Source organism: Serratia marcescens subsp. marcescens ATCC 13880 (assembly GCF_017299535.1).
GTDB classification, from domain to species: domain Bacteria; phylum Pseudomonadota; class Gammaproteobacteria; order Enterobacterales; family Enterobacteriaceae; genus Serratia; species Serratia marcescens.
Window position 1 is genome coordinate 2484763 of the sequence record NZ_CP071238.1, and the last position, 19232, is coordinate 2503994.

Genomic DNA, 19232 nt, shown 5'->3' on the forward strand with positions numbered 1-19232 from the left:
AATAGGCAGAAATCATCGGCGCCGGCAGCAGGGGCGCGGTGTCAGCGGTTGGATGTTTGTTTTGCGGCGATCCGGTTGATGCCATACAGCAAAATAACGCTGACGCCGCTCACGAGCAGCGAACGCAACAAGCCACTCATCTCCTGGGTTAGGCCCCAGCTATCCAGCGCCATAAAGAGCGCAACGGTAAGCAGCACCGCCAGTGGCACGCTCCACCAGCGGAACTGTATTTTGGAGAGCATGTGCAGTTGCCCCTTCATTTTGCGTTGGTGCTCCGATCGTGCCTCGTTGATGACCCGTAGGCACCCTGACTTTTTTTATCATCCGCCGCCGCTGGGGCGGCTGTCAATCCGAATGAGATCGCGCCGTCTGTTAATGGTTTTTTATGAAATAATCAGACTGATTCATATTTAATTATTTGTTTTTACACAAAACACGCGGCGCTTGCCCTCGCCGAATACAGTCACTACATTAACAACTGTACTTCCCACACTGCTAAGGAAAACACCATGAAAGCTGCCGTAGTGACGAAAAACCATACCGTAGACATTCAGGATAAAGTGCTGCGCCCGCTGAAGCACGGCGAAGCGGCGTTGAAAATGGAGTGTTGCGGGGTGTGCCACACCGATTTGCACGTGAAAAACGGCGATTTCGGCGAGGTGCCGGGCATTACGTTGGGGCATGAGGGCATCGGCGTGGTCTCCGCCGTCGGTGAGGGCGTCACCTCGTTAAAAGTGGGTGACCGCGCCAGCGTCGCCTGGTTTTACCAGGGGTGCGGCCATTGCGAATACTGCGTCAGCGGCAACGAGACCCTGTGCCGCTCGGTGAAAAACGCCGGCTACAGCGTTGACGGCGGTATGGCGGAAGAGTGCATCGTGGTGGCGGACTACGCGGTGAAAGTGCCGGATGGGCTCGATTCTTTCGCCGCCAGCAGCATCACCTGCGCCGGCGTCACCACCTACAAGGCGGTGAAGATTTCCGATATCAAACCGGGGCAGTGGATCGCCATTTATGGGCTTGGCGGGCTAGGCAACCTGGCGTTGCAGTACGCCAAGAACGTGTTTAACGCCAAAGTGATCGCCATCGACGTCAACGACGGTCAGTTGGAGTTCGCCAAACAGATCGGCGCCGATCTGACCATCAACTCCAAAACGCAAAACGCGGAGGAGATCATTCAACAGCAAACCGGCGGCGCTCACGCGGCGGTGGTGACGGCGGTGGCGAAAGCCGCCTTCAACTCGGCGGTGAATGCGGTGCGCGCCGGCGGTAAAGTGGTGGCCGTGGGGCTGCCGCCGGAGAGCATGGATCTGAGCATTCCGCGCCTGGTGCTGGACGGCATTCAGGTGGTGGGGTCGCTGGTGGGCACGCGCGAAGATCTGAAGGAGGCGTTCCAGTTCGCCGCGGAAGGCAAGGTGACGCCGAAAGTGACCAAGCGGCCGCTGAGGGATATCAACGCCATCTTCGACGAGATGAAGGCGGGCACCATTCGCGGTCGCATGGTGATCGATCTCGGCATGGCGAAGTAGGCCACGCGCAAAAAGAAGGCCACCTGCGGGTGGCCTTCTTGTCATTACGCCGGGTTCAGAACAGGCCCAGCGGCTTGGCGTCGTAGCTGACCAGCAGGTTTTTCACCTGTTGATAGTGCGATAGCGCAGCCTTGTGGGTCTCGCGCCCGATGCCGGAGTTCTTGTAGCCGCCGAACGCGGCGTGCGCCGGGTACAGGTGGTAGCAGTTGGTCCATACGCGCCCGGCCTTGATCGCGCGGCCCATGCGGTAAGCGCGGTTGATGTCGCGGGTCCACAGCCCGGCGCCCAGCCCGAACTCGGTGTCGTTGGCCAGCGCCAGGGCTTCGGCCTCATCCTTGAAGGTGGTGACGCCAATCACCGGCCCGAAGATCTCCTCGCGGAAGAAACGCATGCTGTTGTTGCCGGTAATCAGCGTCGGCTGCAGGTAGAAACCGTTTTGCACTTCGTCGCCGCGCTGGGCGGGCTCGCCGCCCGCAACGATTTTGCCCCCCTCGTTTTTAGCGATGTCGATGTAGGACAGGATCTTGTCGTACTGCTGTTTTGACGCCTGGGCGCCGATCATGGTCTCGGTGTCGAAGGGATCGCCCTGGCGGATGGTAGCGATACGCGCCAGCACTTTCTCCATAAACTGCGGGTAGATGGATTCCTGGATCAGCGCGCGTGAAGGGCAGGTGCACACCTCCCCCTGATTGAAGAAGCCGAGCACCAGCCCCTCAACCGCTTTGTCGATAAACTCCGGTTCCGCCTGCATGATGTCTTCAAAATAAATGTTCGGCGATTTTCCGCCCAGCTCGACGGTGCTGGGGATGATGTTCTCCGCCGCACAGGCGAGGATGTGGCGGCCGACCGGCGTGGATCCGGTGAAGGCGATTTTTTCGATGCGTTTGCTGCGCGCCAGCGCTTCGCCGGCCTCGCCGCCGAAACCTTGCACGACGTTGAGCACGCCCGGCGGCAGCAGATCGCCGATCTCTTCCATCAGCACGCTGATGCCGAGCGGCGTTTGTTCCGCCGGCTTCAGCACCACGCAGTTACCGCCCGCCAGCGCTGGCGCCAGTTTCCAGGCGGCCATCAGCAGTGGGAAGTTCCACGGAATGATCTGGCCGACCACGCCCAGCGGTTCATAGATATGGTAAGCCACGGTGTTCTGGTCGATCTCCGCCGCGGTGCCTTCCTGCGCGCGCAGGCAGCCGGCGAAGTAACGGAAATGGTCGACCGCCAACGGCAGATCGGCATTCAGGGTTTCGCGGATCGGTTTGCCGTTGTCCCAGGTTTCGGTCAGCGCCAGCATCTCCAGCCGCGATTCGATGCGATCGGCGATCGCCAGCAGCACGTTGGAACGCTCCTGCACGCTGGTTTTGCCCCAGGCGTCCGCCGCCGCATGCGCCGCGTCAAGCGCCAGCTCGATGTCTTTGGCGTCGGAACGCGGGAATTCGGCGATCGGCTGGCCGGTCACCGGCGAGGTGTTGGTGAAGTAGTTGCCGGATACCGGTTCGACAAATTTGCCGCCAATGTAGTTGCCATAGCGTTTACGGAACGAAACCAGCGAGCCAGGCAAACCGGGGTGAACATATTTCATGTGAAGCACCTCTCTGCAGATGATAACCGGCGCTATTGCGCTGCGCCTGTGAGTGCGGCCTGTCGCCGCAGCACAGAGAAGCACGCCCCGTGCCAGATTAGCGATGGACGTAGCATTAGTAAAAAAATGGCTATTTATTAAAATGTTAGGCATTGGAAGGGGTAAGGTAATCGAGCGGTGCCGCGACCGCCGATGATTTTTTGTGTCCCGTGTCGCAACGACTGGTACACATTTATGATACACATTTGCAACACTCGCGAACGGGGGAGAAACGCATGTTGTCTGACGACCGCTTGCCCGCAGAGGGCGCCAGCGTGCTGACCCAGCCGTTGGCGGAATCCTGGCAACGCAGCCAGGGTTATGGTTTGACGCGCACCGATCAACATATCCCGTTTATCAAAGCCGGATTGCTTGAAGAGCTGCGCAGCCGCAACGATTGGGTGCCGCAGCGGGTACAGCCGTTGATCGAGCAGCTGGGTGCGCAAATTACGCGCCAGCCCGCCATTGTGGTGATCGCCGACGCCGGCGGACTGGTGCTGGAAACCCGCGGCAATACCGACTTTCTGCATAAGGCGTCGCGCTTTGCGCTGGCGCCGGGCAACCAGTGGGGAGAAGCGGAGCGGGGCACCAACGCCATCGGCACCGCGCTGGCGCTGGGCGCATTCTGCGAAGTGCGCGGCGACCAGCATTTTCTCAACCAAAATGCCGGATTGAACTGCACCGCCGCGCCGATCTATCGTCCGGATGGCCGCATTGCCGGCATACTGGATCTCTCCGCCCCCGCGCAGCGCCCGTACCGCGATGCACAGCGCCTGATCATGCAGGCGGTGCGGCATATCGAACACCGCTGGGTCAGAAGCGCGATCGCCGATCGCCACTGGACGCTGCGCCTGCACGCCGATGCCCGCTGCCTGGGCAGCGCGCAAGAGCTGCTGCTGGTGTTTCACGACGAAGTGCTGATCGCCGCCAATCGGCTGGCGATGATGGAGTTCCGGCTTTCGTCGGCCTCATTCGGCTCCGTTGAGTTCACCCAACTGTTTCCCGACCTGTTGCGACAGCCTTCCGGCGCACCGCGCCAGACGCTGGCCGGCAATCAACAGCACTATTATTCGTTGCTTGAGGTGCCGCAGCGCCGCGTCAGCGCTCTGCGTTCTGCGCCGCCGGAACGGCACGACGAGCAGCATCAGAAAGCGCTGCGCATTCTCAACGCCGGCCTTTCGCTGTGCGTGACCGGCGAAACCGGCTGCGGTAAAGAGCATTTCAGCCGCCGCCTGTTTCAAGAGAGCCGCTGGCGCAACGGCAACTTTGTGGCGATCAACTGCGCGGCGCTGCCTGAGCCGCTGATCGAATCCGAACTGTTTGGTTATGCGCCGGGGGCGTTTACCGGCGCCAATCCGAAAGGCTACATCGGCAAGATCCGCGAGGCGGACGGCGGCGTGCTGTTTCTCGATGAAATCGGCGACATGCCGGCGGGCCTGCAAACGCGCCTGCTGCGGGTGTTACAGGAAAAAACGGTCACGCCCCTCGGCAGCCGCAGCGCTTATCCGGTCGAATTCGCGCTGGTCTGCGCCACGCACCACGATCTGCATCGGCAGGTAGAGGCGGGGGCGTTTCGCGAGGATTTGCTGTACCGCATACAGGAATACAGCCTGCGCATCCCGCCGCTCAGAGAGCGGGTGCAGCTGGAGGCCTTCATTTTGCAGCTATGGCGAGAGCTGGGCGGCGAGCGGCGCGACATTCGTCTGTTGCCGGATGCGCTGGCGATGCTGGCGCGCTATCCGTGGCCCGGCAACGTGCGGCAACTGTTGAGCACGCTCAAGGTGCTGCTGGCGCTGGCGGACGATCATGCGGTACTTACCCTGGACGATCTTCCTCAGTCCATCGCGGTGCTGGCGCCGCGGCAAGAGAACGCCGATACCGAACAGGGGGCGCTGCAGGCGGCGATCGACAGGGCGGGCGGCAATCTCAGCCGGGCGGCGAAGGCGCTCGGCGTTTCGCGCAGCACGCTGTACCGCAAGCTGGGAAGGCAGAAAACGGCGGCGGAATGAGGCGGCATGATTGCTCATCAATAACCGGCCCCTCGATGCGGGGCCGGTTCATGCTCTAGTCCCCCAGCCCCGGCGGGTTAATCTCGGAATGGGCAATCTTCTCGTCGCTCTCCGCCCAGCGATCCAGCACCTGCAGATAGCTGCCGTTGGCGATGGCGCTGTTGAGCGAAGCCTGCACCGCGTCCACCAGGCCGTTGCCTTTTTTCAGCGTGACGGCGATGTTGGCGGTCTTCGGCCAGCCGCCGGGCACGATGCCCACCAGCCGGGTTTTGCCGGTCAGCCGCGCCTGATAGGCGCCGGAAACGTTGGGCCCGAAGGTGGCGTCGGCGCGGCCGGACTGAATGGCCAGCGTGGAGGCGGCCTTGTCGGTGACGTACACCGGTTGCAGCGGCGCTAATCCCTTGGCGCGGTTCTCTTTGTCCCAGGCCAGCAGCACCGCTTCCTGATTGGTGCCGGAATCGACGATGATCTTTTTACCGGCGATATCCGGCGCGGTTTTGATCTGGGTGATTTTACTGTCGGATTTGACGTAGAAACCCAGCGTATCCTGCCGATAGGTGGCGAAATCGAATTTGGTCTTGCGTTCGTTGGTCACGGTGATGTTGTAAACCGCGGCGTCATATTTGCCGGAGGCCACCCCCAGCGGCCAGTCTTCCCACGAGGTGGGCACCAGCTTGAGTTTCAACCCCAAACCGTCGGCCACCAGGCGCGCGATGTCCGCCTCGCTGCCAATCACCGTTTTATTGTCGCGGGCGTACAGGCCGAACGGCGGGCCGCTGCCCAGCAGAGAAATGGCGACCGTCAGCGTGCCGGGTTCCACGAACCGGAAGCCGGCGGGGATTTTGGCCACGGCTTCGGCGCTTTTCGCCGTGTGGATAGGCGTTTCGTTGGAGACGAGATCCACGCCTGGTGCGGCGGCGGCGGAAAAACTCAGCAGCGCCGCAATCACTATCATCTTTTTGCTATATATCATTATGTTAATTACCTTCATTATTATGGGTGTCACACGGTCGTTGCACTATCTCTAAAGGCGGCAGATCTGTGAACGAACAAAATCAACTAACCAATCTTGGAAAAATCATGAGGCGCCTCTGGCGGCGCTGAATCGATCGAGGATGAACCATGTCGTCGCGTTTCGCTACGTTGGGCCGCATACCGCGCGGCGTGTGGGTATTGGGTGGCGTGAGCCTGCTGATGGACGTTTCCTCGGAGATGATCCATAGCCTGTTGCCGCTGTTTATGGCGACGACGCTCGGCGCCAGCGTGATCGTCATCGGGTTGATCGAAGGGCTGGCGGAGGCGACGGCGTTGATCGTCAAGGTGTTCTCCGGCGTGCTCAGCGATTATCTCGGCAAACGCAAAGGGTTGGCGCTGCTGGGTTACGGGCTGGGCGCCATCAGCAAACCGTTTTTCGCCATCGCGTCGTCGTCCGGCATGGTGATGAGCGCGCGCCTGCTGGATCGCGTAGGCAAAGGCATCCGCGGAGCGCCGCGCGATGCCCTGGTGGCCGACGTGACGCCGCCGGAGATCCGCGGCGCGGCTTTCGGGCTGCGCCAGTCGCTGGATACCGTCGGCGCCTTTTTAGGTCCGCTGCTAGCCGTCGGTCTGATGCTGCTGTGGCACAACGATTTTCGCGCCATCTTCTGGGTGGCGGCGATCCCGGCGGCGCTGGCGATTGCGCTGCTGTTTTTCGGTCTGAAAGAGCCGGCCGCCGCGATAACCCACAAGCGCACCAACCCGATTACCCGCGCCAACCTGCGGCTGTTGGGGCGCAGCTATTGGTGGGTGGTGAGCATCGGCGCGATCTTTACGCTGGCGCGTTTCAGTGAAGCGTTCCTGGTCTTGAAGGCGCAGCAGGGCGGCACGCCGCTGGCGTTGATCCCGCTGGTGATGGTCGCCATGAATCTGGTCTACGCCTGTTCGGCCTATCCGTTCGGCAAATTGTCCGACCGCATGAGTCATGAAGGATTGCTGAAAGCCGGGCTGCTGGTGCTGATCGCCGCCGATCTGGTATTGGCGCTGAGCGATCATTGGGCGGGCGTGCTGTTTGGCGTGGCGCTGTGGGGCGTGCACATGGGCATGACGCAGGGGCTGTTGGCGGCAATGGTGGCGCACACCGCGCCGGCGCATCTGCGCGGCACCGCGTTCGGCATGTTCAATCTGATCAGCGGCGTGGCATTGCTGCTGGCGAGTCTCGGGGCCGGAACCCTGTGGGAGCTGTTCGGTTCCGCCTCCACCTTTTACGCCGGGGCGGTCATTTGCGTGGTGACGCTGGTCGGCATGAAACTGGCGCCGTTCGGCGCACGGCAGGGCGCTTAGCGGCCCTCGACAGATTGCGGCATCGCCTGCAGCAGCTCGGGCACCTGCTGGGACTCGACCGCCCGGCTGAACAGAAAACCCTGGCCGATATGGAAACCGGCTTCGCACAGCGTTTGGCGCTGCTGCTCGGTTTCCACGCCTTCGGCGATGATATCGATCGACAGCTTTTGACCGAGAATGCCGATGCTTTCCACGATCGCCAGGATCGCCGGTTCGGTGTTCATGCGTTGAATAAAGTCGCAGTCCAGCTTAATGCAGTCCAGCGGGTAGTCCATGATATGGCTGAACGAGGAGTGGCCGGTGCCGAAATCGTCCAGCGCGATGCGGATACCCATCTCTTTGAGCATTTGCAGCGCGCGCAGTACGTATTTCGAACCGTGCTTGTTGAACGCGTGTTCGGTCACTTCCAGTTCGATCAGGTGATGGGGAATGCGGAACTTCAGCAGGCGTTGCAGGAAGGTTTCGGCGTAGTTGTCGCGTAAAAACTCGATCGGCGACACATTCAGCGAGATAGGCCGCACCGCCACGCCGGCCGCGCGCCAGCGGGCGATATCGGCGAAGACTTTCAGCTGCATGGCTTCGCTGATCTTGGTTGCCAATTCGTAGTCGTTGAACGCCTCGCTTACCGTCGCCGGCAGCTGTACGCCGTTTTGCGGGCAGTGCCAGCGCAGCAGCGCTTCAAAGCCGACGATGCTGCCGTCGATCAGGCAGACCTTCGGTTGGTAGCTGGGGCGGATGCAGTTGTCGCGCACGATCTGGCGCGCGTAGTTGAGCTGGCTGGCGCGGGCGCGGGCTTTGTCCATCATCTTGCGATCGAACATGTAGACGCCGCCGCGGCCGCCGTCTTTCAGTTCATACAGCGCGGTATCGGCGCATTTCATCAGCTCCGAAGCGTCGCGAGCGTCTTTGGGATAGATGGCGCCGCCGATGCTCATGCCGCAATGCAGCGTCTTGCCGCCGTGGGTGATCGGCGTCTCCAACTGCAGCAGAAACTTGTTGGCGATGCGGAAAATATCCTGCTCGTTTTCGACGTCGCTGATCACCACGGCAAACTCGTCGCCGCCGAGGCGGGAGACGAACGAATGCGCATTCATGCAGGCGCTGAGCCTTTTACCCAAGACCCGCAGCAGATGGTCGCCCGCCGCGTGGCCCAGCGTGTCGTTCACCAGCTTGAAGTGGTCAAGATCCAGCAGCATCAGCCCAAGCGACTTTTTGCCGTGCAGGGCGCGCTTCATCTCTTGCTTCAGCTTTTTCTTGAATAAGCGTCGGTTGGGCAGGCCGGTCAATTCGTCATATTCGCTGGCGAGCAACAGGCGCTGTTCCATCACGCGTTGCGACGTCACGTCGCGCGAGACGCACAAAATCTCGGCCACGGCGCCGTGTTCGTCGCTGACCGGTGTGAGAATGTTGTCCCAGTGCTGTTTTTTACCCTGCGGCGTCACGCTCAATCCCGCGAAGCGCGCATTTTTTCCGGCTCTGACGCTGCGCAGCGCCTTGCTGCCGCGGCGACGGATCTCGGGGGACAGGAGCCCCAGCCAGGGCATGCCAAACTCTTTTTGCGCCGGATCAAGACCGAGCGCCAGGCTGCCGGAGCGATTCATGTGGCGCAGCGTGCCATCGTGATTGATGACTTTGATGCAATCGACGCTGGCGTCCAGCATGTCTTGCTGGATAGAGAGCGCCTGAACGTTTTGCTGGCGTTGCAGCATTTGCGGATGGATGTCGGTGGCGGTGAGATACCAGCTGGGCTCCTGCGCCATGCCGTCCTGACGGGCGTTAAACGCCAGCATGAACCACCGGTAGGCGCCGCTGCGCTCGCGCAGACGAGCTTCGCCGGCGAATGAGGAGAGGGCAACGATCGCCTGGCGCCATTGCGCGGCCAGGCGATCGCGATCGTCGGTGTGCAGGGCATCGAGCCAGTCTGCGGCGCCGTGCTCACCGGCGATGGCGCCGGTATAGTCGCGCCACTGCTTATTGAAGTAACCGCCAAGGCGGTTGCCGAAGCAAATCAGACCCGGCAAGTCGTCTACGATTTCGCTATAGAGATCAATCGGATTTTTGTTATTGCTCTGCTTGGGCAACAGGGTCATGCGGTATTTCCTCGGAAAATTACCCATATTCGTGCTCTATAGCAGAGCCTCTTTCAATATAGTCTTGCCAATGAAATTAGGAATAGCCAGCGGACGCGGCTAAAAACCGGCCTGGTAGCATGAAATAGATTACGCAAGAACGCATTAGGAATACTCCTGTTATTTATAAGCCCCTCTTATATTGCATCGAAAAATAAGTGCTCCGACCACAGTGGGCTATTGCCATAAAAATTAATCAATCTGATGTTTCTATTTGATGAGATATTCAGGTGTTTTCATGCTCTTCCATCGTCTGCACTGTCGCCGCTATGCGTATTCACCGATAAAAATCTCACTTATGGCGGCAATAGCCGTCATTTCATGCACTCTTCAGCGGTTATCGCAGCACCGTCGCTCGGCGCTTAGAGAAAAGTCATGATACAAATCAAGAAATGTTTTGTTTCATCTGTTGACACTTTGCTTACGTATAAGATAGCCTCGCGAATGAAAATCATTAGCAAAACTGGATGATGAAGCAAAATGCACCCACAGCCTGATCCTTACGCCCGGTCCCGATGGTCGGGTCATTCCGGCGCAACGGCGCCGGCAAGCGTACATTCGCCTCCTCTCCAGACGTCTGCGCCATAGGCGCCCGGCGCGATGGCATCCCTTTGTCTGTCTGCGCCCATTTGCATCTCTCAGCATGTCTGTTCGTGCGGCCCGCGCCGGGTCCGCATGTGTTATCCGTCGTTTCACGATCATAGGAGGTTTCAGCGCGGTTAAAACGTAAGTTTTCTTCTGGGTATAAATAAACATGGAGCGTAAAATGATACTTAATAAAAGATTGAAGTTAGCGTATTGCGTTTTTCTGGGTTGTTATGGCTTATCCATTCATTCTTCTCTTGCCGCTTATCAGGACCCCGGTCGATTGGGCGCGCCTGACAGTTGGAAAACCGCGGAGTTTAATCGCCAATGGGGGCTTGAGGCTATTTCCGCCGAATTCGCCTATGCCAGAGGCTATACCGGAAAAGGTATAACCATCGGCGTTATCGATAACGCCATTCTTTCCCATTCTGAATTCTCCGGTAAACTGACGCGCCTGGATAACGGCAGCTATAATTTCTCGTATGATAAACAAGATAATATGTCTTTCGGCGATCACGGCACGCACGTAGCCGGTATCGCTGCGGCTAAAAGAGATGGCGCAGGCATGCACGGCGTCGCTTTCGACGCGGATATTATCGGCACCAAATTGAATGATTACGGTAATCGCAACGGCCGTGAAGAGCTGATTCAGAGCGCGGCTCGCGTCATCAATAACAGCTGGGGGATCGCGCCGGATATCCGGCGAGACGCCAAAGGCGATATCATCTGGTTGCCGAACGGCAGGCCGGACTACGTGGCATTCGTAAAAAGCGAAGTGATCGCCGAGATGATGCGCAGCAAATCCAGCGTGGAATGGGGCAGCGAACAACCGGTGCCCACCGGCGGGCACAGCGCCATGTCGACGCTGCTGCGAGCGGCCAGGCACGGCAAGCTGATCGTCTTCTCGGCAGGAAATTACAACAACTACAATATCCCGGAAGCGCAAAAGTCACTGCCTTACGCTTTCCCGGACGTACTGAATAATTACCTGATTGTGACCAACCTGAGTGACGAAAATCAGTTAAGCGTTTCCTCGACCAGCTGCGGACAAACGGCCAGCTACTGCGTTTCCGCGCCGGGTTCTGATATTTACAGCACCGTTGGCCGGCTGGAATCCAATACCGGCGGCGCCGTGAATCGCGAAGCTTATAATAAGGGCGAGCTGTCGGTTAATCCCGGCTACGGCAATAAATCCGGCACCTCAATGGCGGCGCCGCACGTTACCGGCGTTGCCGCCGTATTGATGCAACGTTTCCCTTATATGAGCGCCGATCAAATATCCGCAGTCATTAAAACCACCGCCACCGATTTGGGTGTTGCCGGTATTGATAATCTGTTCGGCTGGGGACGTGTCAATTTACGCGATGCGATCAACGGTCCGAAAATGTTTATTACCCAAGAGGATATCCCGCAGGAATATTATGTGCCGGGCTCCTACAGTGAAAAACAGTTCGTGGTGAATATCCCCGGCCTGGGAAATATCGTCGAACCCGGTACCTCTGTTGAGCGGCGCTGCACGTCGAGCGAATGCGACTTCGATTCGTGGAGTAACGACATCAGCGGGCACGGCGGCTTGACCAAAACGGGCGCCGGTACGCTGGCGCTGTTGGGTAATAACACCTATCGCGGTGATACCTGGGTGAAACAGGGCGTGTTGGCGATCGACGGTTCGGTGGCATCCAACGTCTATATCGAAAATAGCGGCACATTGTCCGGTGAGGGCACCGTAGGCGCCTTCAGAGCGGCTCGGAGCGGCAGCGTCGCGCCGGGCAACGGCATCGGCACGCTGCATGTGTTGCACGATGCCATTTTTGATCGCGGTTCGCAGTATAACGTGGAAGTGGCGGACAATGGCCGCAGCGATAAGATCGCCGCGCGGCGCGCTTTCCTCAACGGCGGCAGTGTGAATGTCAGCCTGGAGCGCAGCCAAAACCTACTGTCGCAGAATGAGGCGCAGAGTCTGCTGGGCAACAAGTACACCATCCTGACCACGACGGACGGCGTTACCGGTAGATTCGAAAACGCCAACCCATCGTATCCGTTTGTTAAAGTCGCGCTGGATTATCAGGGCAATGACGTCGGCCTTGGCATCACGCGCACCGACGCCAGCTTTGACAGCCTGGCCAGCACTGAGAACGAGAAAGCGGTAGCTCGTGCGGTGGAGACGCTCAACGCGACGGAACCGGTCACGGAAACGGCCAAACGCAGCGTGGCGATCCCGGCGGCCGAAGAGGCCAACCTGCTGCAAAGCGATGGGGGCGAGGCGCAAGCCGTGAGCGAAGAGGCGAGCATCGTGGCGGGCCATCCGGTCTATGAAAGCTTCCTCGGCTTCACCTCGGCCAGAGAATTGCAACAGGCGACCCGTCAACTGTCCGGCCAGATCCACGCGGATATGGCTTCCGCCCAGATCAACGAAAGCCGTTACCTGCGCGATACCGCCACCGAGCGCTTGCGCCAGGCGGAAGGCCGCCGCACCGCTACCGACATTAAAGCGGATGACAACGGCGCCTGGGCGAAACTGCTGGGTAGCTGGGGGCATGCTTCCGGCAACGACAACGCCACCGGTTACCAGACCTCCACCTATGGCGTGCTGTTAGGTCTGGACAGCGAACTGTTTGACGACGGCCGGCTTGGCATGATGACCGGGTATACCCGCACTTCGCTGGATGGCGGTTATCAGTCAGATGCTCACAGCGACAACTACCATCTGGGGCTGTACGGCGACAAACGCTTCGGCGCGTTGGCGCTGCGAGCGGGCGGCACCTATACCTGGCATCGCATCGACACCTCGCGCTCGGTGAACTACGGCGCGCAGTCGGATCGCGAGAAGGCCAAGTATAACGCGCGCACCGGTCAGCTGTTCATCGAAAGCGGCTACGATTGGACGAGCGATGCGGTCAACCTTGAGCCGTTCGCCAACCTGGCGTATACCCATTACCGTAACGAGGAGATCAACGAGCAAGGCGGGGCAGCGGCGCTGCGCGGCGACAAACAAAGTCAGTCCGCCACCGCCTCGACGTTGGGGCTGCGCGCCGACACCGAGTGGCAAACCGACAGCGTGGCGATCGCGCTGCGCGGCGAGCTTGGTTGGCAGCATCAGTACGGCAAGCTGGAGCGTAAAACGCAGCTGATGTTCAAACGCACCGATGCGGCGTTCGACGTGAACAGCGTGCCTGTTTCTCGCGATGGCGCGATTCTGAAAGCGGGCGTCGATGTATCGATTAACAAAAACGCCGTCCTGTCCCTTGGCTACGGCGGGCAGCTGTCGTCCAACCACCAGGACAACAGCGTCAACGCCGGTCTGACCTGGCGCTTCTGATCGCGGTTGCATGCTTCGCTTTATTCAGCCCTCATCGTGACGATGGGGGCTTTTTTTTCGCGGCCAGCCGGCCTTCTGCGGCATGAGCGATACTTTCTCCGCGACCTATTCCCCCGGCCGGTGTTCGCCGCCGGGTTAATCAATCAGAGGAAAACAAACGCTGCTGCCAATAGCGCAATTGCGTCAGCGTGATCGGCGCAGCGGCGGCAATGGCCGCGCGATTTTCCAACGCAATCTCCCGCGCGCGTTGCAACGGCTCGGCGCTGAAGCCTTGCAAGTTTTGTTGCAGCGCCTGTTGCGTTTGCTCCAGCTCACCAACGCTAACGTGCGTCAGCTCATGATGCATCTGCAGCAAGAATTCGTCGTTTAACTGCCGCAGCTGTTCTGCGGTGAACGTCGGGGATTGCAGCGCGAACAGCAGGCCTTCGGCATGGGTGCAGCGGTGGAAGGCACATTGCACCACGTAGCCCACGTTGCGTTCCACGCGCAGCCGCTGAAAATAGCGCGGCGCGTAAAGCCGGGCCAGCACGCGCAGCGCCCAGCGGCCTTCGGCTTCATCGTTTTGCAGCGGGTAAAACTGCAGCAAGGCGTGTTCGGCGCCGCTTTCCGTCAGCGTGACAGGGGGATGTAAACGCGGCGGCGTTTGCGGCTCAGCCGTTATGGCGTAGGGGAAGTCATACAGCAAATGTGACAGCCGCCGTTTTAACTCGCCATCGCCGCCGACCAGAGTGGCATGCCAGTGTGGCGCCGTTGCCGTAGAGACGTTCAGCGCCGCCGGTAATTGGGCCAACAGGCGGCGAATGGCGATATCGTTTTGTTGTTTTAACTGCGCGTGGCGCAGGTTTCTCGCCGCCTCGTTGATGACGGCCGGCGGCTGCGCAGCCAGAGCCCGGTTCACGACGTTCAGGCCGTGGCAGATCAGCCCGTGGCTGCCCGCCAGCTGCAGCAGCCACACGCCCTGGTGGCGTTCGACGCTTAAATGTCCCTCCCGATGCGCCAGCTCCGCCGCGCCAGGACGCAGCGCCGCCTGCAAGCCACAGGCCTGTTCTTCGCTGAGTGCGCCATGTGACGATGGGCGCAGCAACAGCACCGGCTGCGCCTCGCCGGAACGCAGATGCTGCAGCGGCGCCTGGCCGGGCGGCAAGGGCGGGATCGGCAGCGCCGCCGAAGCGGAGAAAAAGCGGAAAGGTTCCACTGTAGGCGCCAGCGCGGCGCCGGCGAAGGGGCCAAGGGTCAGCGGCAGCCCTTGGATTTCGCGCGTTTCACCGCCCCCCTCGGGCTGCACGGCCAGGCGGCGGCGCGGCGCCGCCATCAGCATAGCGAGTTGCCGCGTCCAGTCGTCATGCTGTTCCGTCGGCGGCAGCCCAAACGCTCTGGCCCGCAGTTGATCGAGCGGCGCCAGACGGTGAAAATCGCGGTTCGCCAGTTGCCCGAAATGCTCGAGCTGGCCTGGTGTCAGCGCGTTCAACGCCTGCAGCCATGCCAGCAAGGCGCTTTCGATATGGGCGGCCTCAGACGCCGAGCCGTGATTGACGGTGAAAATAAAACTCAACAGGGCGCTGTTTTCGCCGCAGCGGGCATAATCCAGCCGAACGGCGTCGCCCCACGCGTGCGCGCGCAGCCGTGCCAGCAGCCCGCCAGGGGCGTCGTCCAGCAATAAACGCTCAAGCCGCCGCAGCCAGCCGCGTGAACGGCAGTGCGGCAGGGCAAACACCAGTCGCAGCTGCGGCGCGCCGGGAAGAGACAGCGTGTAATCTTGCCCGGCGGCCAGCGGCGGCAATGTCTCGGGCGGCGCGGCGCTGCCCGACGGCAAGCCGCCACCGTAGCGCTGTGCCAGCGCATGCAGCTGCTCAAGCGATTGTGGGCCTTGCAGCCACAGCGTCATGTTCGGTGCGCGGTAATAATGGTGGTGAAACTGCCGCAACGCCTGCTGCAACGCGGAAATATCGCTGCCGAAAGCGGCGCGGCTGCCGATATGAAAGCGATGCAGCGCGTCAAATCCGCTGAACATCTGCCGCTGCACCGCTTCGCAGCGGGTTTCAACATCGGCGCGCAGCAGGCGGTATTCGGCGTCGATGACCTCGATCTCCTGGGCGATCGCCTCAGTCGCCAGCTGCGGAGCGGCGAGCATATCGCTCAGCCGCGCCAACCCATCCGCCAGATGGGCGGCGCCCACCTCAAAGAAAAACGCGGTTTGCGTGGCCTGGGTGGTGGCGTTTAACCGGCCACCGGCCGTCTGGGTCCAGCCCATCAGCCCATCTTGCGCGCTGAAGTTCGCGCTGCCGCGAAACAGCATATGCTCCAGCAGATGCGCCAGGCCGGGCCAGGCGGCAGGCGCCTGAAAGCTGCCCGCTTCGATGCGCACCAGCGCGGCGGCGGCGTCGGCGGCAGGGTCGCTTATCGCTTTGACGGCCAAACCGTTATCGAGCTGCCACGAAGCGGCGGCGGGCGCCATCGTCAACCCTTGAAGATCAGACGGGAGTTGGTCTGATTGCGAAAACGCAGCTGATCGATACCGATCTGCGAACGGTTCGCCGCTTCCCGCGCCGCCAGGATGGTGCCGTGATGCGGCGATTTGCCGCACACCGGGTCGGCGTTGTCGGCGTTGCCGGTCAGCATGAACGCCTGGCAGCGGCAGCCGCCGTAGTCTTGCTCTTTCTCCGAACAGGAACGGCAGGGCTCCGGCATCCAGTCATAGCCGCGATAGCGGTTAAAGCCGAAGGAGTGGTACCAGATATGCTGCAGATCGTGCTCCAGCACCGACGGAAACTTAATCGGTAACTGACGGGCGCTGTGGCAGGGTAACGCCATGCCTTCCGGCGTCACGCTCATGAAGATGGCGCCCCAACCGCCCATGCAGCCTTTAGGCCGCTCCTCGTAGTAATCCGGCGTGACGAACAGCAGGTTAGCCAGTTTGCCGTCGGCGGCCATGCGCTCGCGATAGCGTTTCACCACGGCTTCTGCCTCGGCGATCTGTTCGCGGGTCGGCAGCAGGCCTTCACGGTTCAGGTGCGCCCAGCCGTAGAACTGGCAGGTCGCCAGCTCGACGTCGTCGGCATCCAGCTGGATCGCCAGTTCGATGATGCGGTCGATCTGGCCGATATTATGGCGATGCAACACGAAGTTGAGCACCATCGGATAGCCGAGCGCCTTGACCGCCTTGGCCATCGCCAGCTTCTGCTGAAATGCCTTGGCGGAGCCCGCCAGCGCGGCGTTCAGCGTTTCGTCGCTGGCCTGAAAACTGATCTGAATATGATCCAGCCCGGCGTCGGCGAAGGTCTGCAGCTTTTTCTCGGTCAGGCCGATGCCGGAGGTGATCAGGTTGGTGTAAAACCCGAGATCGCGGGCGGCGGCGATCAGCTCGGGCAGGTCTTTACGCACCAGCGGCTCGCCGCCGGAGAAGCCGAGCTGCACGCTGCCCATCGCCCGCGCCTGGCGGAACACCTCTATCCACTGCGCGGTAGTCAGCTCTTTTTCCTGCGCGGCAAAATCGAGCGGGTTGGAGCAGTACGGACACTGCAGCGGGCAGCGGTAGGTCAGCTCCGCCAGCAGCCAGAGCGGCGGATTCACCGCCGGCGCACGTGGTTCAGTCACGGAAGGTCACCCATTTTTGTTCGTAGGCGCGCTGGAAAAATTCCAGCACGTCGTCCGCCAACCCTTCGGCGCCGGGGAAGCGGGCGTTCAACTGGGCGATGATGCCGTTCAGCGTAGTGTGGCCGTCGACCAGTTGCAAAATGGCGGCGGCGCTGTCGTTCAGCTTGGCCATGCCTTCCGGATAGAGGATCACATGGCTGTTTTGCACCTGCTCCCATTGCAGGCGGTAACCGCGGCGGAAGACGGGAGTGTGTTCAGGGTTCAGCGTCATTACACCAGCCTCTGGTTGTGCCATACCCGCGCGGCGGTCACGCTGTGGTAAGGCGGGCGGTTCAGGGTGTAGGCCATGCTCATGGCGTCCAGCATGCTCCACAGAATGTCCAGCTTGAACTGCAGGATCTCCAGCATGCGCTGCTGCTTTTCAACGGTATCGCAATAGTCCAGCGCCAGCGCCAGGCCGTGTTCCACGTCGCGGTTGGCCTGGCCGAGGCGGCTGCGGAAATAGTCGTAGCCGGCGGCGTCGATCCACGGGTAGTGTTGCGGCCAGCTGTCGAGACGCGACTGGTGGATTTGCGGCGCGAACAGTTCGGTCAGCGAGCTGCAGGCTGCTTCCTGCCAGCAGGCGCGGCGCGCGAAGTTGACGTAGGCGTCCACCGCGAAGCGCACGCCCGGCAGCACCAACTGCTCGGATAGCAGGGCGTCGCGCTGCAGCCCGACGGCCTCGCCGAGGCGCAGCCAGGCCTCGATGCCGCCTTCGCTGCCGCCGTAGCCGTCGTGATCCAGAATGCGCTGCACCCACTTGCGACGGGTGTCCGGCTGCGGGCAGTTGGCCATGATCGCCGCATCCTTGATCGGAATGCTGGTCTGGTAGTAGAACCGGTTGGCCACCCAGCCCTGGATCTGCTCACGCGTCGCTTCGCCGTTGTGCATCGCGATGTGATACGGGTGGTGGATGTGGTAATAAGCGCCTTTGGCGCGCAGCGCCGCTTCAAATGCCTGCGGCGTCAGGGGACGTGGTTGCGTCATGGCGATTCCCTACAGTTCGATATTCATGCCGTCCCAGCTCACTTCGATGCCGGCGGCGGTCAGGCTCTGCCGTTCCGCGGAGTCTTCATTGAGGATCGGGTTGGTATTGTTGATGTGGATCAGGATCTTGCGTTTGGCGGGCAAGGTGCTGAGCAGGGCCGCCAGCCCGTGCTCTTCCGCCAGCGCCAGGTGCCCCATGTCTTTGCCGGTATTGCGTCCCACGCCGGCGTTGGCCAGCTCGTTGTCACGCCACAGCGTGCCGTCGATCAGCAGGCAATCCGCCCGGCGCAGCCAGGGCATCAGCGCCTCGTCCGGCTCACCCAGGCCCGGTGCGTACAGCAGACCGGCCCCGCGCGCGGTATCTTCGATAAACAGCGCCACGTTGTGGCCCGGCAGCGGGCGATCGCGGTACGGCGAATAGGGGGGCGCGTTGCTGAGCAGCGGAATGGCGGTGAAGCGCACGTTTGGGCAGACCGCCGTGCGGAACGGTTCGCCGGGCGTCACCGGGTGGTGAATCAACCCGCCGTTCCAATGGGAGAGCATGGGAAACACCGGGAAGCCGGTGCTGAGATCGTCATGCACTTCAGGGGTGCACCAGACGTGGTGTGGGCAGCCCTCACGCAAATTGAGCAAGCCCGCGCTGTGATCGATCTGGCTGTCGGTCAGCACGATCGCGCCGATGCCGGTGCCGCGCAGCACGTCGGGATTGTTCAATTCGGGCGAAGCCAGCAGCTGATGGCAAATATCCGGTGAAACGTTGCACAGCACCCAGTTTTTACCGTCGTCGCTGACGGCGATGGAAGACTGCGTGCGACGCGTAGCGTTGATGCTGTGGCTGCGAACGCCCCGGCAGTTGTCGCAGTTGCAATTCCACTGGGGAAAGCCGCCGCCCGCTGCCGAGCCGAGAACTTTTATCTGCATGTCTGAACCAGAAAAAGAGGGAAAGAAATGCCCGCGCGAAAGGCGGGCAGACAGGCGATTAACGGTTGGAAATGTACAGCGTCACTTCCAGCCCCAGACGCAGGTCAACAAACTCAGGTTTAGTCCAGGTAGTCATAGCGGTGCTCCTTTACATGCATCGTGATAGTTCGAGCCCAATGAGAAATTTTC

General features: G+C 60.9%; 14 protein-coding genes. 4 read left to right on the top strand and 10 right to left on the bottom strand.

Annotation, left to right across the window (positions count from 1 at the left end; genetic code table 11):
• Positions 1-41 precede the first annotated feature (41 nt).
• On the bottom strand, positions 42-260 hold the full coding sequence (locus J0F90_RS11945; protein WP_033640360.1) for a hypothetical protein: 219 nt from the start codon (positions 258-260) through the stop codon (positions 42-44).
• 249 nt (positions 261-509) lie between these two features.
• Here J0F90_RS11945 and adhP point away from each other — a divergent pair, with 249 nt between their 5' ends.
• Positions 510-1526 carry an alcohol dehydrogenase AdhP gene (gene adhP, locus J0F90_RS11950; protein WP_016927758.1) on the top strand — a complete coding sequence of 339 codons (1017 nt, stop codon included), beginning with the start codon at positions 510-512 and terminating at the stop codon, positions 1524-1526.
• A gap of 55 nt (positions 1527-1581) precedes the next feature.
• On the opposite strand, the gene exaC is transcribed toward adhP, so the two are convergent.
• Complete coding sequence (gene exaC / locus J0F90_RS11955) at positions 1582-3102, bottom strand: acetaldehyde dehydrogenase ExaC (RefSeq protein ID WP_016927757.1); 1521 nt, start codon at positions 3100-3102, stop codon at positions 1582-1584.
• A gap of 275 nt (positions 3103-3377) precedes the next feature.
• Between exaC and J0F90_RS11960 the strand changes: the two genes are divergently transcribed.
• Positions 3378-5150, top strand: a complete 1773-nt coding sequence (locus tag J0F90_RS11960; protein WP_033640359.1) for a sigma-54-dependent Fis family transcriptional regulator — start codon at positions 3378-3380, stop codon at positions 5148-5150.
• A gap of 55 nt (positions 5151-5205) precedes the next feature.
• On the opposite strand, the gene J0F90_RS11965 is transcribed toward J0F90_RS11960, so the two are convergent.
• Positions 5206-6123 carry an ABC transporter substrate-binding protein gene (locus tag J0F90_RS11965; RefSeq protein ID WP_103086403.1) on the bottom strand — a complete coding sequence of 306 codons (918 nt, stop codon included), beginning with the start codon at positions 6121-6123 and terminating at the stop codon, positions 5206-5208.
• A gap of 149 nt (positions 6124-6272) precedes the next feature.
• Here J0F90_RS11965 and J0F90_RS11970 point away from each other — a divergent pair, with 149 nt between their 5' ends.
• On the top strand, positions 6273-7469 hold the full coding sequence (locus tag J0F90_RS11970; RefSeq protein ID WP_033640357.1) for an MFS transporter: 1197 nt from the start codon (positions 6273-6275) through the stop codon (positions 7467-7469).
• On the opposite strand, the gene J0F90_RS11975 is transcribed toward J0F90_RS11970, so the two are convergent.
• Positions 7466-9559, bottom strand: coding sequence for a putative bifunctional diguanylate cyclase/phosphodiesterase (locus tag J0F90_RS11975; protein ID WP_033640356.1), 2094 nt, complete (start codon positions 9557-9559; stop codon positions 7466-7468). The two genes, J0F90_RS11970 and J0F90_RS11975, sit on opposite strands and share 4 nt — an antisense overlap.
• A 907-nt stretch (positions 9560-10466) precedes the next feature.
• On the opposite strand from J0F90_RS11975, the gene J0F90_RS11980 reads away from it, so the two are divergent.
• Positions 10467-13502: an autotransporter domain-containing protein gene (locus J0F90_RS11980; RefSeq protein ID WP_072009665.1), complete on the top strand. Its 3036-nt coding sequence runs from the start codon at positions 10467-10469 to the stop codon at positions 13500-13502.
• Positions 13503-13641: 139 nt separating this feature from the next.
• Here the strand turns inward: J0F90_RS11980 and pqqF are convergent, their stop codons facing one another.
• From pqqF to pqqA, 6 genes are read right to left on the bottom strand one after another with little or no spacing between them, the layout of a single operon-like run.
• Complete coding sequence (pqqF, locus tag J0F90_RS11985) at positions 13642-15957, bottom strand: pyrroloquinoline quinone biosynthesis protein PqqF (protein WP_033640352.1); 2316 nt, start codon at positions 15955-15957, stop codon at positions 13642-13644.
• Positions 15958-15959: 2 nt separating this feature from the next.
• Positions 15960-17096 (bottom strand): pyrroloquinoline quinone biosynthesis protein PqqE, encoded by a 1137-nt coding sequence (gene pqqE, locus J0F90_RS11990; protein ID WP_033640350.1) that lies wholly within the window; start codon positions 17094-17096, stop codon positions 15960-15962.
• Entirely contained in the window at positions 17089-17367 is a 279-nt protein-coding gene (gene pqqD, locus J0F90_RS11995) for a pyrroloquinoline quinone biosynthesis peptide chaperone PqqD (protein WP_016927749.1), read from the bottom strand. The genes pqqE and pqqD overlap by 8 nt, the downstream gene beginning before the upstream one ends.
• The gene (gene pqqC, locus J0F90_RS12000; protein ID WP_015376769.1) at positions 17367-18122 is read right to left on the bottom strand and encodes a pyrroloquinoline-quinone synthase PqqC; all 756 of its coding nucleotides are present in this window, start codon (positions 18120-18122) and stop codon (positions 17367-17369) included. The genes pqqD and pqqC overlap by 1 nt, the downstream gene beginning before the upstream one ends.
• A gap of 9 nt (positions 18123-18131) precedes the next feature.
• Entirely contained in the window at positions 18132-19043 is a 912-nt protein-coding gene (gene pqqB, locus J0F90_RS12005; protein ID WP_033640348.1) for a pyrroloquinoline quinone biosynthesis protein PqqB, read from the bottom strand.
• A gap of 58 nt (positions 19044-19101) precedes the next feature.
• Complete coding sequence (gene pqqA / locus J0F90_RS12010) at positions 19102-19179, bottom strand: pyrroloquinoline quinone precursor peptide PqqA (RefSeq protein ID WP_004937827.1); 78 nt, start codon at positions 19177-19179, stop codon at positions 19102-19104.
• Positions 19180-19232: the final 53 nt, after the last annotated feature.